The organism is Nocardioides dongkuii (assembly GCF_014127485.1).
In the GTDB taxonomy this organism is placed as follows: Bacteria; Actinomycetota; Actinomycetes; order Propionibacteriales; family Nocardioidaceae; genus Nocardioides; species Nocardioides dongkuii.
The window spans coordinates 660227-675668 of the sequence record NZ_CP059903.1 but is presented as its reverse complement, the minus strand read 5'-3'; the positions used below and the strand labels follow the sequence as shown (position 1 = coordinate 675668).

At 71.7% G+C, this 15442-nt stretch carries 12 protein-coding genes; all 12 read right to left on the bottom strand.

Translation table 11 applies throughout. The features are described from left to right. Positions 1-26: 26 nt before the first annotated feature. The 12 genes from H4O22_RS03120 to H4O22_RS03065 are packed head-to-tail and all read right to left on the bottom strand — an operon-like array spanning position 27 to position 15315. Positions 27-1034, bottom strand: a complete 1008-nt coding sequence (locus tag H4O22_RS03120) for a polyprenyl synthetase family protein (protein WP_182525623.1) — start codon at positions 1032-1034, stop codon at positions 27-29. Then, positions 1031-2620: an NADH-quinone oxidoreductase subunit NuoN gene (gene nuoN, locus H4O22_RS03115; protein ID WP_182525622.1), complete on the bottom strand. Its 1590-nt coding sequence runs from the start codon at positions 2618-2620 to the stop codon at positions 1031-1033. The genes H4O22_RS03120 and nuoN overlap by 4 nt, the downstream gene beginning before the upstream one ends. Then, a complete protein-coding gene (locus tag H4O22_RS03110; protein ID WP_182525621.1) occupies positions 2620-4278 on the bottom strand; it encodes an NADH-quinone oxidoreductase subunit M in 1659 nt (552 codons plus the stop codon). The genes nuoN and H4O22_RS03110 overlap by 1 nt, the downstream gene beginning before the upstream one ends. Continuing rightward, entirely contained in the window at positions 4279-6219 is a 1941-nt protein-coding gene (gene nuoL, locus H4O22_RS03105) for an NADH-quinone oxidoreductase subunit L (protein WP_182525620.1), read from the bottom strand. 31 nt (positions 6220-6250) lie between these two features. After that, positions 6251-6544 carry an NADH-quinone oxidoreductase subunit NuoK gene (gene nuoK / locus H4O22_RS03100; RefSeq protein ID WP_182526925.1) on the bottom strand — a complete coding sequence of 98 codons (294 nt, stop codon included), beginning with the start codon at positions 6542-6544 and terminating at the stop codon, positions 6251-6253. Between the two features lie 10 nt (positions 6545-6554). Beyond that, entirely contained in the window at positions 6555-7463 is a 909-nt protein-coding gene (locus H4O22_RS03095; protein WP_280530179.1) for an NADH-quinone oxidoreductase subunit J, read from the bottom strand. Beyond that, on the bottom strand, positions 7460-8044 hold the full coding sequence (gene nuoI / locus H4O22_RS03090) for an NADH-quinone oxidoreductase subunit NuoI (RefSeq protein ID WP_182525619.1): 585 nt from the start codon (positions 8042-8044) through the stop codon (positions 7460-7462). The genes H4O22_RS03095 and nuoI overlap by 4 nt, the downstream gene beginning before the upstream one ends. A 1-nt stretch (position 8045) precedes the next feature. After that, on the bottom strand, positions 8046-9362 hold the full coding sequence (nuoH, locus tag H4O22_RS03085) for an NADH-quinone oxidoreductase subunit NuoH (protein WP_220451271.1): 1317 nt from the start codon (positions 9360-9362) through the stop codon (positions 8046-8048). Continuing rightward, on the bottom strand, positions 9359-11767 hold the full coding sequence (locus tag H4O22_RS03080) for an NADH-quinone oxidoreductase subunit G (protein WP_182525618.1): 2409 nt from the start codon (positions 11765-11767) through the stop codon (positions 9359-9361). Before H4O22_RS03080 ends, nuoH begins: the two co-directional genes overlap by 4 nt. Further along, complete coding sequence (nuoF, locus tag H4O22_RS03075; RefSeq protein ID WP_182525617.1) at positions 11767-13080, bottom strand: NADH-quinone oxidoreductase subunit NuoF; 1314 nt, start codon at positions 13078-13080, stop codon at positions 11767-11769. The genes H4O22_RS03080 and nuoF overlap by 1 nt, the downstream gene beginning before the upstream one ends. After that, entirely contained in the window at positions 13077-14006 is a 930-nt protein-coding gene (gene nuoE / locus H4O22_RS03070; RefSeq protein WP_280530191.1) for an NADH-quinone oxidoreductase subunit NuoE, read from the bottom strand. Before nuoE ends, nuoF begins: the two co-directional genes overlap by 4 nt. Beyond that, positions 13978-15315 (bottom strand): NADH-quinone oxidoreductase subunit D, encoded by a 1338-nt coding sequence (locus H4O22_RS03065; RefSeq protein ID WP_182525615.1) that lies wholly within the window; start codon positions 15313-15315, stop codon positions 13978-13980. The genes nuoE and H4O22_RS03065 overlap by 29 nt, the downstream gene beginning before the upstream one ends. Positions 15316-15442: the final 127 nt, after the last annotated feature.

The following is a 15442-nucleotide window of genomic DNA, read 5'->3' as shown; positions in this document are numbered from 1 at the left end:
GCGCGCCCCCGCTGCCCGAGTTGAGGTCAGGCGGAGCGGACGGCGACCGCGTCGGCGAACGCCTCGAGGGCGGAGCGCACGGGGCCGTCGGGGAGGACGGCGAGCAGCGCCTTGGCCTCGTCGGCGCGCGCGACGACGTACGCGCGGGCCTCGTCCATCGCCGGGTGCTTGCGGAGCAGGTCGAGCGCCTCGGCGTGCCGCGCGTCGTCGCTCAGGTCGGACGCGAGCAGCTCGAGCAGCCGGGCGTCGCCCGGGTCGGCCGACGCCCGGGCCATCAGGACCGGCAGGGTCGGCACGCCCTCGCGCAGGTCGGTGCCGGGGGTCTTGCCGGACTCCGCGGACTCAGAGGCGATGTCGAGGATGTCGTCGGAGAGCTGGAACGCCGAGCCGACGATCTCGCCGTACGCGGCGAGCGCCTCCTCGACCTCCGGGCCGGCGCCGGAGAAGCGGGCGCCGTACCGGGCGGACGTGGCGATCAGCGACCCGGTCTTGCCGGCGACGACCTCGAGGTAGTGCTCCAGCGGGTCGTTGCCGGGGCCGGGCTCGACGGTCTCGAGGATCTGGCCCTCGACCAGCCGGGTGAACGTCTCGGCCTGGATCCGGACGGCGTCGTCGCCGAGCCGGGCGGTCAGCTCGGAGGACTTCGCGAACAGGAAGTCGCCGGTCAGGATCGCGACGTGATTGTCCCAGCGGGCGTTGGCCGAGTCGGCCCCGCGGCGCAGGGCGGCCTCGTCCATCACGTCGTCGTGGTAGAGCGAGCCGAGGTGGGTGATCTCGACGACGCACGCCGCGGTCACGACCTCGTCGGCGTCGGGGCGGTCACCGGCCTCGGCGGCCAGCAGCACCAGGAGCGGGCGGAACCGCTTGCCGCCCGCGTCGATGAGGTGGCGGGCCGCCTCGGTGACGTAGGGGAACCGGCTCTGCACGTGCCCGTGCAGCGCGGTCTCGACCACCGCCAGGCGCTCGTGCAGCCGGGCGGCGAGGGAGGGGTCGGTGACGGGCAGGGCCAGACCCGCGGCGTCCTGGGAGCTCACCTGATGAATTGTCCAGCATGCCCGGCGAGGTCGAGCACGGGGCCGGGCACGATGCCGAGCGCCAGGGTCCCGACGACGCCGACCATGATCGCGGCGGAGGTGAGCAGCGAGGGCGTCGTGACGCTGGCGACGTCGCCGTCCGGCTCGGTGAAGAACATCAGCAGGATGTGCCGGACGTAGAAGTAGACCGAGACGATGCTCGCCGCGATGGCGACCAGCACCACCGGCCAGGCGCCCGCGGACAGCGCCACGGTGAAGACCGCCCACTTGCCCACGAACCCGGCGGTCAGCGGGATGCCGGCCAGCGAGAGCAGGAAGAACGCGAACACGCCCGCGACCAGCGGCGAGCGGCGGCCGAGGCCGGCCCAGCGCTGGGTCGACGTGGCCTCGCCGCCGGAGTCGCGCACCAGGGTGACGACGGCGAACGCGCCGATCGTCGCGAAGCCGTAGGTCGTGAGGTAGAAGAGGATCGCCTGCATCGAGGTGACCTGTCCTTCGGCGAGCTCGCCGGCGCTCTGCACGCCGAGCACGCCGGTGAGCAGGAAGCCGGTGTGCGCGATCGAGGAGTACGCCAGCATCCGCTTGACGTCGGTCTGCACGATCGCGAGCACCGCGCCGACCAGCATGGTCAGGATCGCCACGACCCAGAACATCGGCTGCCAGTTCCAGCGGTCGGCGCCGAAGCCCACGTAGAACAGCCGGAGCAGGGCGCCGAACGCCGCGATCTTCGTGCAGGCCGCCATGAACCCGGTGACCGCGGTCGGGGCGCCCTGGTAGACGTCCGGGGTCCAGGCGTGGAACGGCGCGGCGCCGATCTTGAAGAGCAGGCCGACGGCGAGCATGCCCATGCCGATGTAGAGCAGCGCCTGGTTCTCGACGTCGTTGCGGACCGCCTCGTTGATCCGCTCGAGCTGCATCGAGCCCGCGAACCCGTAGATCAGCGCGACGCCGTAGAGGAAGAAGCCGGAGGAGAACGCGCCGAGCAGGAAGTACTTGAGCGCGGCCTCCTGGCTGAGCAGCCGGCGGCGGCGCGCGAGGCCGGAGAGCAGGTACAGCGGGAGCGAGAGCACCTCGAGCGCGACGAACATCGTCAGCAGGTCACCGGACGCCGGGAAGACCAGCATGCCGCCGACCGCGAACATCATCAGCGGGTAGACCTCGGTGTGGTCCAGGCCGCGGGTCGAGGCCTGGCGCTCGGCCTCGGTGCCGGGCAGCGCGGCCGCCTGGCCGGCGAACGCCGAGACGCCGCCCTCGAGACGCCGCTCGGCGAAGAGCAGCACGCCGCCCAGGGCGAAGAGGAGGATCAGCCCCCAGAGGAAGACCGACGGGCCGTCGACGACCAGGGTCCCCGAGGCCGCGACCATGCCGCGCGCGGCCCCGTCGCCGACCTCCTCGAGGTCGAGGCCGACCAGCACGGTGCAGACCAGCGCGGCGACCAGGCCGGCCCCGGCGAGCACGGCCTGGACCAGGTAGCGGCGCTCACGCGGCAGGAAGGCCTCGACCAGGACGCCGAGGATCGCGACGCCGAAGACGATGAGGATCGGCGAGAGGTCGCCGTACTCGATGGTGGGCTTGGTGAAGTCCATCAGTGATCTTCCTCCGCGGTCTCGCCGTGGGGCTCCACGTCACCGGGCTGGACGGTCGGCTCGTCGTCGCTGACGCCGACGTACGAGAGCAGGGACTCGACGGTCGGGTTGCTGACGTCGAGCAGCGGCGCCGGGTAGAAGCCGAAGAGCACGAGCGCCACCATGATCGGCGCCACCGCCGCCACCTCGCGCAGGCTCGCGTCGCGGCCGGCGACCGCCGTCGTGCGGGTCCTCGTGGCGGTCGCGGTCGCCGCGGTGGCGCCGGTTGAGGCGGTGCCGCCCGTGCCCACGGTGTGGTCCGGGTGGTCCGTGCGGTCCAGGTCGTCGACCGGGTCCGCGAGCGCGGGGCCGGTCATCATCCGCTGGTACATCCACAGCACGTAGATCGCGGCCAGCACGATGCCGGTGACCGCGACCGCGCCGACGTACCAGCGGTAGTCGAAGGCGGCCAGGATCACCAGGAACTCGGAGACGAACGGGCTCAGGCCGGGCAGGCCGAGCGTCGCGAGCCCGGCCACCAGGAACAGGCCGGCCAGGACCGGGGTCTTGGCCTCGAGGCCGCCCATCCGGCTGATCAGCGAGGTGCCGCGGCGGCGGATGATGTAGCCCGCCACCAGGAACAGCGCGGCGGTGCCGAGGCCGTGGTTGACCATGTAGAGGATCGCGCCGGAGCCGCCCTGGGTGCTGAACACGAAGATGCCGAGGGTGATGAACCCGAAGTGGCTCAGCGAGGTGAGGCCGATCAGCCGCAGCACGTCGTCCTGGCCGATCGCGACGAGCGCGCCGTACACGATCGAGATCAGCGCGAGCACGATCACCACCGGCGTCGCCCACTGCGAGGCCTCCGGGAACAGGCCCAGGCAGAACCGCAGCATGCCGAAGGTGCCGATCTTGTCGAGCACGCAGACCAGCAGCACGCTCGTGCCGGGGGTCGCCTTCTCGGTGGTGTCGGCCAGCCAGGTGTGCACGGGGAACAGCGGGGCCTTCACCGCGAAGGCGATGAAGAAGCCGGCGAAGAGCCAGCGGCCCGCGGTGGTGTCCATGTCCAGCGCGGCCAGGTCGCCGAGCAGGTACGACGGGGTGCCCTGCTGCGCGGAGACGACGTAGAGGCCGATCACCGAGCCGAGCATCACCAGCCCGCCGGCGAGCTGGAACATCAGGAACTTCAGCGCGGCCGCGGACCGGCCGGCGCGCCCGAAGCCGCCGATGAGGAAGTACGCCGGGATCAGCGTGGCCTCGAAGACGACGTAGAAGAGGAACACGTCGGTGGCCGCGAAGACCGCCAGCGAGAGCCCCTCGAGGGCGAGCGTCCAGCCGATGAAGGCGGCGGGGTTCTCCTCGCCCTCGTGCCAGCCGGCGAGCAGCACGACGGGGACGAGGAACGCGGTGAGCAGCATGAGCAGCAGCCCGAGCCCGTCGACGCCCAGCGCGTAGTGCACGCCGAACGCCTCGATCCAGGTGTGCGTCTCGGTCAACTGCATGCCGCCGTCGACCTCGAACTGCACGGCGATCGCGACGCCCACCGCGAGGGTGAGCAGGGCGACCGCGATGCCGAACCAGCGCACCAGGGACGGGTTGGTCCGCGGGAGGAAGGGAGCGGCCACGGCGCCGACGAGCGGCACCGCGATCAGCACGGTGAGCCAGGGGAAGTCGTTCATCTAGAGATTCACCGCCAGGAGAGCGAGGACGACGAGCAGCACGCCGCCGAGCAGGGAGAGCGCGTAGGACCGCACGTAGCCGTTCTGCGCCCGGCGCAGCAGCCCGCCGATGGCGGCGAGGCCCTTCGAGCCGCCGGTGAACGTCGCGTCGACGCCGGCGCGGTCGGCCGTGGTGAGGCCGCGGACCAGCGTGCTGCCGGGGCGGACCACGAGGGTGTCGTTGATGGCGTCTCCGTAGAGGTCGGCGCGGGCGGCGCGGGTCGCGAAGGACACGTCCTCGGGCGGGGTGAGCGCGACCTCGCGCTTGCCGACCAGGAACCACGCGGCGGCGACGCCGCAGGCGACGACCAGCACGGCCAGGCCGGTGACCGCGAGGGCCGGGATCGGCGGCTCGTGGTGCGGCGCCTCGCCCACCACCGGGGCCAGCCACTCGACGATCCAGTCGCCGAGCAGCAGCACGCCGGAGAGCACGGAGAGCGCCGCGAGCACGATCAGCGGGAAGGTCATCACGGCGGGCGACTCGTGCGGGTGCACGCCCTGCTTCCAGCGCTTCTCGGTGAAGAACGTGAGCAGCATCAGCCGGGTCATGTAGAAGCCGGTGATGCCGGCGCCGAGCAGCGCGAGGATGCCGACGAGGAGGTTCTCCGCGAGCGCGGTCTCGATCAGCTTGTCCTTGGACCAGAAGCCCGAGAAGCCGGGGAACCCGATGATCGCGAGGTAGCCCATCGCGAAGGTCAGGAAGGTCACCGGCATCGCGTGCCGGAGCGCGCCGTACCGGCGCATGTCGACGTCGTCGTTCATGCCGTGCATGACCGACCCGGCGCCGAGGAACATGTTGGCCTTGAAGAAGCCGTGGGTCAGCAGGTGGAAGATCGCGAACGCGTAGCCCGCGACGCCCAGGCCCGCGCCGAGCATCATGTAGCCGATCTGGCTCATCGTGGAGCCGGCCAGCACCTTCTTGATGTCGTCCTTGGCGCAGCCCAGGATCGCACCCCACAGCAGCGTGACGGTCGCGACGATGACCACGACGGTCTGGGCGTGCGGGGCCAGCTCGAAGATGAAGTTCGAGCGGACCACGAGGTAGACGCCCGCGGTGACCATGGTGGCGGCGTGGATCAGGGCCGAGACCGGGGTCGGGCCCTCCATCGCGTCGAGCAGCCAGGCCTGGAGGGGGACCTGCGCGGACTTGCCGCAGGCGCCGAGCAGGAGCAGCAGGCCGACGGCGGTCAGGGTGCCCTCGGTCGCGCCGGAGGACAGCGCGCTGATGCCGGAGAAGCTGGTGGTGCCGAAGGTGGCGAACAGCAGCGCGATCGCGAGCGCCAGGCCGATGTCGCCGACCCGGTTCATCACGAACGCCTTCTTCGCCGCGGCCGCGGCGGAGGGCTTGTGCTGCCAGAAGCCGATCAGCAGGTACGACGCGAGGCCGACGCCCTCCCAGCCGAGGAAGAGCGCGACGTAGTTCTCGGCCAGGACGAGCAGCAGCATCGCCGCCACGAACAGGTTGAGGTAGCCGAAGAACCGGCGCCGCCGCGGGTCGTGGTCCATGTAGCCGATGGAGTAGATGTGGATCAGCGAGCCCACGCCGGTGATCAGCAGCAGGAAGAGCGCCGACAGCGGGTCGTAGAGCAGGTCCATGCCGACGTGCAGCCCGCCGACGTCGATCCAGTCGTAGAGCTCCTGGGTGATCGACCGGTCGTCGGCGTCGCGACCCATCAGGTTCACGAACAGCGCCACGCTGATCGCGAAGGAGCCCAGCGGCATCGCCGTGCCCAGCAGGTGGCCCCAGCGGTCGGTCAGTCGGCCGCCCAGCAGCAGGACGGCCGCGCCCAGCAGGGGCAGCGCGACCACCAGCCACAGGAGGGAGTCGACCCCGCTCGCGGCGGACGGGTCGACCACCGGGATGAGGTGGCCACCGCCCTCCGCGGGGAGCAGGGGGGTCATGGGGTACATCGAGCTCGTCACCGGTCCTGTCTCAGTACTTCAGCAGGCTGGCGTCGTCGACCGAGGCCGAGCGACGGGTGCGGAAGATGGTCATGATGATCGCCAGCCCGACCACGACCTCGGCCGCGGCCACCACCATCACGAAGAAGGCGGCGATCTGGCCGTCGAGGTTGCCGTGCTGCTTGGCGAAGGCCACGAGGGCGAGGTTGCTGGCGTTGAGCATCAGCTCCACGCACATGAACACCACGATCGCGTTGCGACGGGTGAGCACCCCCACGCAGCCGATGCTGAACAGGATCGCGGACAAGATGATGTACGGCGTCACGTCGTCCACGTCAGCGTCCCTCCTCGGTGTCGGCGCGGTCGGCGCGGTCCTGCTGCGCCAGGGCGTCGGCGTCGTCGGTCACCTGGCTGGCCGGCATGCCGGTCCCGCGCTCGGTGTTGTGGCCCGAGCCCGCCGAGCCGTCGGCCGGGGAGCCGGAGCCGCCGGGCAGGCCGCCCAGCGAGCGCTGGACCTCCTCGATGTCGTCGGCCAGCGCCGGGGCCGAGCGGATCGTGCCGCGGGCGGCGAGCACGCGGGAGACCGAGGACTCCGCGGGCGTGCCGTCGGGCAGCAGGGCCGGGGTGTCGACCGCGTTGTGCCGGGCGTACACGCCGGGCGCGGGCAGCGGGCCGAGGTGGGTGCCCTTCTCGGCGTAGTCGCGCACCCGCTGGGCCGCCAGCGAGGACTGGGTCGCCTTCGGCGTGAGCCGCTCGCGGTGGGCGAGCACCATCGCGCCCATGGCGGCGGTGATCAGCAGCGCGCTGGTGACCTCGAAGGCGAAGACGTAGCGCGAGAACAGGATGTTGGCGAGCGCCTGGATGTTGCCGCCGTTGTTGGCCTCCTCGAGGCCGACGACGGTGCCGAGCGCGATCTGGCTCAGGCCGGTGGCGAGCACGACCGCCAGCACCACGCCGGCCACGATCGCGAGCACCCGCTGGCCGCGGATCGTCTCCACGGTGGAGTCGGAGGCGTCCACGCCGACGAGCATCAGCACGAACAGGAACAGCATCAGGATCGCGCCGGTGTAGACGATGATCTGCACCGCGAAGAGGAACGGCGCCTCCAGCACGGCGTACAGGACCGCCAGGCTGATCATCACGACCGCAAGCAGCATCGCCGCGTGCACGGCCTTGCGCACGACGAGGATGCCGAGCGCCGCCAGCACCATCACCGGGGCGAGCAGGTAGAACGCGGGGCTCACGGGTGGGTCCCCTCACCGGCGGGGTCGGCGGCGGGCGTGCTGCCGGGCGCGGGCGCGGCGTAGGTGCCGCGGTAGTAGGCACCCTCGTCGTCGCCGAGGCGCATCGCGTGCGGCGGCTGCTCCATGCCGGGCAGCAGCGGGGCCAGCAGGTCGGACTTCTCGTAGATCAGGTCGGCGCGGTTGTCGTCGGCCAGCTCGTACTCGTTGGTCATCGTGAGCGCGCGGGTCGGGCACGCCTCGATGCACAGCCCGCACAGGATGCAGCGCAGGTAGTTGATCTGGTAGACGCGGCCGTAGCGCTCGCCGGGGCTGAACCGCCCCGACTCGTCCGGCAGGTCGACGTTCTGCCCGCCCTCGACGTAGATGGCGTCCGCCGGGCAGGCCCAGGCGCACAGCTCGCAGCCGATGCACTTCTCCAGGCCGTCGGGCCACCGGTTGAGCTGGTGGCGGCCGTGGAAGCGCGGCGCCGTCGGCTGCTTCTCGAAGGGGTACTGCTCCGTGACGACCTTCTTGAACATCGTCCGGAACGTGACCCCGAACCCGGCGACCGGGTCCCAGAACTGTTCCCTCAACGTGGGCATGTCAGTGGTCCTCCCCGGCAGGGACGGTCGAGCTGGAGGTGAAGCTGAGGGGCTGGGCGGCGCCCCGGACCGGCCCGCCGGCGGGCATGGGCGGCACGGGGAACGAGCCCGGTGCCTGGTCGGCCGGCCGCGGCGACGCGGCGGCGGTGGCCGCGTCGTCCTCCTCGTCGCCGGTGAAGAAGAAGGCGAGCAGGAAGAGCGCCGCGGCGACCCCGATGCCGATCAGCAGGTAGCGCCGGTCGATGCCGCCGTCCATGGAGACGGTGCGGATCGTGGCCACGGCCACGGTCCACAGCAGCGCGATCGGGATCAGCCGCTTCCAGCCGAACGCCATGAACTGGTCGTAGCGCAGCCGCGGCAGCGACCCGCGCAGCCAGATGAAGAAGAAGATGAACGCGAGGACCTTGCCGAAGAACCACAGCACCGGCCAGTAGCCCTCGTTGAACCCGGCGTAGAGCTCGTCGATCCAGAACGGCGCGTGCCAGCCGCCGAGGAACAGCGTGGTCGCGAGCGCCGAGACGGTCGCCATGTTGATGTACTCGGCGAGGAAGAACAGGGCGAACTTCAGCGAGGAGTACTCGGTGTGGAAGCCGCCGACCAGCTCGCCCTCGGCCTCGGGGAGGTCGAAGGGCGCGCGGTTGGTCTCCCCCACCATCGCGATGATGTAGATGACGAACGACGGCGCCAGGATCAGCGCGAACCACAGGTCGTCCTGGGCGGAGACGATCTCCGAGGTCGACATCGACCCGGCGTAGAGGAAGACCGCCACGAGCGCGAGGCCCATCGCGACCTCGTAGGAGATCATCTGGGCGCTCGAGCGCAGCCCGCCGAGGAGCGAGTACGTCGAGCCGCTCGACCAGCCGCCGAGCACGATGCCGTAGATGCCGACCGAGGCGATCGCCATCACGAAGAGCACGGCGACCGGCATGTCGGTCAGCTGCAGCGGCGTGACCCGGTCGGTGAACGGCACGTCGACGACGGGGCCGAACGGGATCACCGCGAAGGTCACGAACGCCGGGACCACCGCGAGCACCGGGGCGACGAGGAAGACGACCTTGTCGGCCGCCTTCGGGATCAGGTCCTCCTTCAGCGCCAGCTTCACGCCGTCGGCGAGCGACTGCAGCAGGCCGAAGGGACCGTTGACGTTGGGGCCGATCCGGTGCTGCATGCGGGCCACGACCCGGCGCTCCCACCAGATGTTGAACAGGGTCAGCAGCACCAGGATGACGAAGATCAGCACGGCCTTGATGAGGATCAGCCACCACGGGTCGTGGCCGAAGTCCTGGAGGCCGACGTCGTCGACGAGTGGGACGATCACTGGGACGCTCCCTTCACGGTGACCGGCGAGCCGGGCGACGCGAGGTCGGCCAGCACGCCGTTGCCGAACGAGTTCGCCGGCACCCAGACCACGCCCTCGGGCAGGTCGTGGGCGATCACCGCCGGCAACGTGACCGCGCCGCGGTCGCCGCTGATGCGGACCGTGGGCCCGACCGCGTCGTAGAGGGCGGTGCTGATGCGGGCGACGGGCATCCGGGCGGTGGCGCGGAGGTGCTCCTCGCCGTCCTGCAGGGACCCCTGGTCGATCATCTGCTTCCAGGTGGCCAGCCGCACGGTGATGCCGTCCCCGGCGACCCCCGCCGCGGGCACGGACGGGTACGCGGGGGCGGGCGCGCGCCCGCCGTCCCAGGCACCCATCTCGGTCATCCGGGACCGGGCCTCGGCGACGGTGCGGAAGCCCAGCGGGCGGCCGAGCTCCTCGGCGATGCCGGCGAGGATCCGCAGGTCGGGCAGGGACGCGGGGTTGGTGAAGACCGCCTCGAAGGGGCGCGGGCGTCCCTCCCAGGTGACGAACGTGCCGGCCTTGTCGCTGACCGGAGCCACCGGGAAGACCACGTCGGCGGCCCGGGTCACCGCGGTCTCGCGGATCTCGAGCGCGACCACGAACGACGCGGCCTCGACCGCGGCGCGGGTGGCGGCCGGGTCGGCGGTGTCGTCGGGGTCGACGCCGCCGATGACGAGCCCACCGAGCTCGCCGCCGAGGAGCGCGGCGACGATCGCGTCGGCGTCGCGGCCGGGACGGTCGGGCAGGGTGTCGACGCCCCAGCTCGCGGCGGCGTCGACGCGGGCGGCGGCGTCGGCGACCGGGCGGCCGCCGGGCAGCAGGGTCGGCAGGCAGCCGGCCTCGACCGCGCCGCGGTCACCGGCGCGGCGCGGCACCCAGGCCAGCCGGGCACCGGTGCGGCGCGCCAGTGCGGCCGCGGCGGAGAGCGCGCCCGGCGAGGTCGCCAGCCGCTCGCCCAGCAGGATGATCGAGCTCGCGTCGATGCCGTGCTCGCTCTGCTCGGCGAGCGCCTCGAGCGCGGCGGCCTCCTCGCCGGGCACGGTCGGGATGACCCGGCCGTTCATCTTCCGCAGGCCGCGGCTGCTGAACGGGGCGATCGAGAGGACGCGGGTGCCGGTGCTGGAGGCCTTGCGCAGCCGCAGGAAGACCACGCCCGCCTCGTCCTCGGGCTCGAGCCCGGCGAGGACGACGGTGCGCGCGGCCTCGAGGTCGGCGTACGTCGGGGCGCCGGCCCACGGGCCGGTCAGCACGACGTCGGAGGCGAGGAACTCCGCCTCCTCCGCCGAGAGGGGCCGGGCGCGGAAGTCGATGTCGTTCGTGCCGAGCGCGACCCGGGCGAAGGTGCTGTAGGCGAACGCGTCCTCGGCGGTCACCCGGCCGCCCGTCAGGACACCGGTGGCGCCGGCGGCGCGGAGACCGCGCGCCGCGACCGCGAACGCCTCGGGCCAGGAGGCCGGGCGCAGCGAGCCGTCGGTGTCGCGCACCTGCGGGTAGGTCAGCCGGTCGGGCTGCTGGGCGTAGGTGAACGCGAAGCGGTCCTTGTCGGTGATCCACTCCTCGTTGACCTCGGGGTCGTTGCCGGCGAGGCGGCGCATCACCTTGCCGCGCCGGTGGTCGACGCGGATCGCGGAGCCGCAGGCGTCGTGCTCGGCGACCGAGGCCGTGGAGACCAGGTCGAAGGGGCGCGAGCGGAAGCGGTACTCGGCCGACGTCAGGGCGCCGACGGGGCAGATCTGGATCGTGTTGCCGGAGAAGTAGCTCTGCAGCGGCTCCTTCTCGTAGATGCCGACCTGCTGGAGCGCGCCGCGCTCGACCAGCGCGATGAACGGGTCGCCGGCGATCTGCTCGGAGAAGCGGGTGCAGCGCGCGCAGAGCACGCAGCGCTCCCGGTCGAGCAGCACCTGCGCGGAGAGGTTGATCGGCTTGGGGTAGGTGCGCTTGACGCCCTCGAACCGCGACTCGCCGCGGCCGTTGGACATCGCCTGGTTCTGCAGCGGGCACTCGCCGCCCTTGTCGCACACCGGGCAGTCGAGCGGGTGGTTGACCAGCAGGAACTCCATGATCCCCTGCTGCGCCTTGTCGGCGGCGGGGCTGGTGGCCTGGGTGCTCACCACCATGCCGTCGGCGACCGGGAGCGTGCAGGAGGCCTGCGGCTTGGGGAAGCCCCGGCCGTTGCCGGCGTCGGGGACCTCGACGAGGCACTGGCGGCAGGCGCCGACGGGCGCCAGCAGCGGGTGGTCGCAGAAGCGCGGGATCTGGACGCCGACCTGCTCGGCGGCGCGGATCACCAGGGTGTCCTTGGGGACGGTGACCTCGACGCCGTCGATGGTCAGCGTGACCGTCTCCACGGCGGTGCCGGTCTTCTCGGGGGTGGTGGTCATCAGGCGTGCGCTCCGGCAGTCGCGAAGGCGGTGGAGGCGGCCGGGTCGAACGGGCAGCCACCGTGGGTCAGGTGGGCGAGGTACTCGTCGCGGAAGTGCTGGATCGAGCTCGTGATCGGGCTGGTCGCGCCGTCGCCGAGCGCGCAGAACGCCCGCCCCAGGATGTTGTCGCACTGGTCGAGCAGCAGCTCGAGGTCGGCCTCGGTGCCCTGCCCCTTCTCCAGCGCGGCCAGGGTCTGCACCAGCCACCAGGTGCCCTCGCGGCACGGGGTGCACTTGCCGCACGACTCGTGCTTGTAGAACTCCGTCCAGCGCAGCACCGCGCGGACCACGCAGGTGGTCTCGTCGAAGAGCTGGATCGCGCGGGTGCCGAGCATGGTGCCGACCCCGGCCATCCCCTCGAAGTCCAGCGGGACGTCGAGGTGCTCGGCGGTCAGCAGCGGCGTGCTCGAGCCGCCGGGGGTCCAGAACTTCAGCTGGTGCCCCTCGCGGATCCCGCCGGCGAGGTCGAGCAGCTGGCGCAGCGTGATGCCGAGCGGCGCCTCGTACTGGCCCGGCCGGGTGACGTGGCCGGACAGCGAGAAGATGCCGTACCCCTTGGACTTCTCCGAGCCCATGCTGGCGAACCACTCCGGGCCGTTGCCGACGATGCTGGGCACCGAGGCGATCGACTCGACGTTGTTGATGACCGTCGGGCTGGCGTAGAGACCGGCGACGGCCGGGAACGGCGGGCGCAGCCGCGGCTGCCCGCGGCGGCCCTCGAGGCCCTCGAGCAGCGCGGTCTCCTCGCCGCAGATGTACGCGCCGGCGCCGGCGTGCACGACGACGTCGAGGTCGAAGCCGGACCCGTGGATGTCCTTGCCGAGGTGGCCGGCGGCGTACGCCTCGGCGACCGCCGCCTGGACGCGGCGGATGACGTGCAGGACCTCGCCGCGGATGTAGATGAACGCGGTGTTCGCGCGGATCGCGAACGAGCTGATGATCACGCCCTCGACGAGGGTGTGCGGGCTCGCCATCATCAGCGGGATGTCCTTGCAGGTGCCCGGCTCGGACTCGTCGGCGTTGACGACGAGGTACTTCGGCTTCGGGTTGTCCTGCGGGATGAAGGACCACTTCATCCCGGTCGGGAAGCCCGCCCCGCCGCGGCCGCGCAGGCCGGAGTCCTTGACCGCGGCGATGATGTCGTCGGGCGCCATGCCCAGCGCCGTGCGGAGCGCGCCGTACCCGCCGCGCTGCTCGTAGGAAGCGAGGGTCCAGGCGCGGTCGGCGTCCCAGTTGTCGGTGAGGACAGGGGTCAGGGTCCCGGTGGTCACTGCGCCTCCTTCTTGTCCGCGGCGGCCACGTTGGTCGGCGCCTGCTCCTCGGCGGTGGCCTGCTTCGCGGTGGAGTCGCCCCCCTCGGCGATGGCCTGGCTCTTCTCGGCGGGCTCGGTCGGCACGGCCGGCGCCGGGTCGGCGCCGCTCTCGTCGCCGGAGTCGCGGAACTGCTCGGCGTCCGGCGCGGTCCAGCCGCGCTCGCGGGCGATGCCCAGGCCGACCAGCGACGCCGGTCCGGCCGCGGGGCCCTCGTCGACGCGGCCGTCGGGGAAGCCGGCGAGCACGCGCTCGGCCTCGCGCCAGGTGCAGATGCGCGGGCCCCGGGTGGAGCGGACCTCGCGCCCCTCGCGCAGGTCGTCGACCAGCTGGGTCGCCGACTGCGGGGTCTGGTTGTCCATGAACTCCCAGTTGACCATCACCACCGGGGCGTAGTCGCAGGCCGCGTTGCACTCGACGTGCTCGAGGGTGACCTTGCCGTCGGCGGTGGTCTCGTCGTTGCCGACGTCGAGGTGCTCCTTGAGCCGCTCGAAGATCAGGTCGCCGCCCATCACCGCGCACAGCGTGTTGGTGCAGACGCCGACGTGGTAGTCGCCGACCGGACGGCGCTTGTACATCGTGTAGAAGGTCGCCACGCCGCTGACGTCGGCGGCGGAGATGCCGAGGATGTCGGCGCACGCCTCGATGCCCTCGGGTGTGACCCGGCCCTGGGCGGCCTGCACCAGGTGCAGCATCGGCAGCAGGCCCGAGCGCGGCTGCGGGTAGCGGGCCGCGATCTCCTGCAGCTCGGCGTACGTGGTCTCGCTCAGCTCGGTGGACTGCTGGGTCATCGGGGTCCCCTCGAGGTCGTGAGGCGGAGGAGCGCAGCGGAGGAGGCGAGCGACGTCGTGGGGTGAGTCATCGGTCGACGCCTCCCATGACGGGATCGATGGATGCGATCGCGACGATGACGTCAGCGACCATGCCGCCCTCGCTCATCACGCTCGTGGCCTGCAGGTTGGTGAACGACGGGTCGCGGAAGTGCGCCCGGAACGGGCGGGTGCCGCCGTCGGAGACGAGGTGGGCGCCGAGCTCGCCGCGCGGCGACTCGACCGGCACGTACGCCTGCCCGGCCGGCACGCGGAAGCCCTCGGTCACCAGCTTGAAGTGGTGGATCAGCGCCTCCATCGACTCGCCCATGATGTGGCGGATGTGGTCGAGGGAGTTGCCCATCCCGTCGGAGCCGATCGCGAGCTGGCTGGGCCAGGCGATCTTCTTGTCCCCGATCATCACGGGGGCGCCCTCGAGCCCGGCGAGCCGCTCGGCCGCCTGCTCGATGATCTTCAGCGACTCGTCCATCTCGTTGAGGCGGATCCGGAACCGGCCGTAGGCGTCGGCGGTGTCCCAGGTCTGGACCTCGAAGTCATAGGTCTCGTAGCCGCAGTAGGGCTCGCTCTTGCGCAGGTCCCAGGGGTAGCCGGTGCTGCGCAGGACCGGGCCGGTGAGACCGAGCGCGAGGCAGCCCTCGAGGTCGAGGTGGCCGACGCCCTCGAGCCGGGCCCGGAAGATCGGGTTGGCGTTGCAGAGCGCGGCGTACTCGGGGAGACGCTTCTTCATCAGGGCCACGAACGCCCGGATCTCCTCCAGGGCGCCCGGGGGCAGGTCCTGGGCGACGCCGCCGGGCCGGATGAACGCGTGGTTCATCCGCAGGCCGGTGATCAGCTCGAACAGGTCGAGGACCAGCTCGCGCTCGCGGAAGCCCATCGTCATCACGGTCAGCGCGCCGATCTCCATGCCGCCGGTCGCGATCGCGACCAGGTGGGAGGAGATCCGGTTGAGCTCCATGAGGAGCACCCGCATGACCGAGGCCTTCTCGGGGATCTGGTCCTCGATGTCGAGCAGCCGCTCCACCCCGAGGCAGTAGGTCGCCTCGTTGTAGAACGGGGAGAGGTAGTCCATCCGGGTGCAGAAGGTGACGCCCTGCACCCAGGAGCGGTACTCCATGTTCTTCTCGATGCCGGTGTGCAGGTAGCCGATGCCGCAGCGGGCCTCGGTCACCGTCTCGCCCTCGAGCTCGAGGATCAGCCGGAGCACGCCGTGGGTCGAGGGGTGCTGGGGACCCATGTTGACGACGACGCGCTCGTCGGCGTCCTCGGCGATGCCGGCGACGACCTCGTCCCAGTCCTGGCCGGTGACCGTGAAGACCCGGCCCTCGGAGGTCTCGCTGCTGCCTGCGTAGACGTCGTGGGTTGCCATCAGTTGTAGGACCTCCGCTGGTCGGGAGGCGGGACGGAGCCGCCCTTGTACTCCACAGGGATGCCGCCGAACGGGCAGAGCGTCCTTGCGCCGCGCGAGGACCGCGAGCGGAGCGAGCGAGCGACGT

What these genes read in the sequence shown, in the direction of transcription:
- nuoN (WP_182525622.1), bottom strand. Translation starts at nt 2,620, where the DNA reads ATGGACTTCACCAAGCCCACCATCGAGTACGGCGACCTCTCGCCGATC.
- H4O22_RS03110 (WP_182525621.1), bottom strand. Translation starts at nt 4,278, where the DNA reads ATGAACGACTTCCCCTGGCTCACCGTGCTGATCGCGGTGCCGCTCGTC.
- nuoL (WP_182525620.1), bottom strand. Translation starts at nt 6,219, where the DNA reads ATGACCCCCCTGCTCCCCGCGGAGGGCGGTGGCCACCTCATCCCGGTG.
- nuoI (WP_182525619.1), bottom strand. Translation starts at nt 8,044, where the DNA reads ATGCCCACGTTGAGGGAACAGTTCTGGGACCCGGTCGCCGGGTTCGGG.
- H4O22_RS03080 (WP_182525618.1), bottom strand. Translation starts at nt 11,767, where the DNA reads ATGACCACCACCCCCGAGAAGACCGGCACCGCCGTGGAGACGGTCACG.
- H4O22_RS03065 (WP_182525615.1), bottom strand. Translation starts at nt 15,315, where the DNA reads ATGGCAACCCACGACGTCTACGCAGGCAGCAGCGAGACCTCCGAGGGC.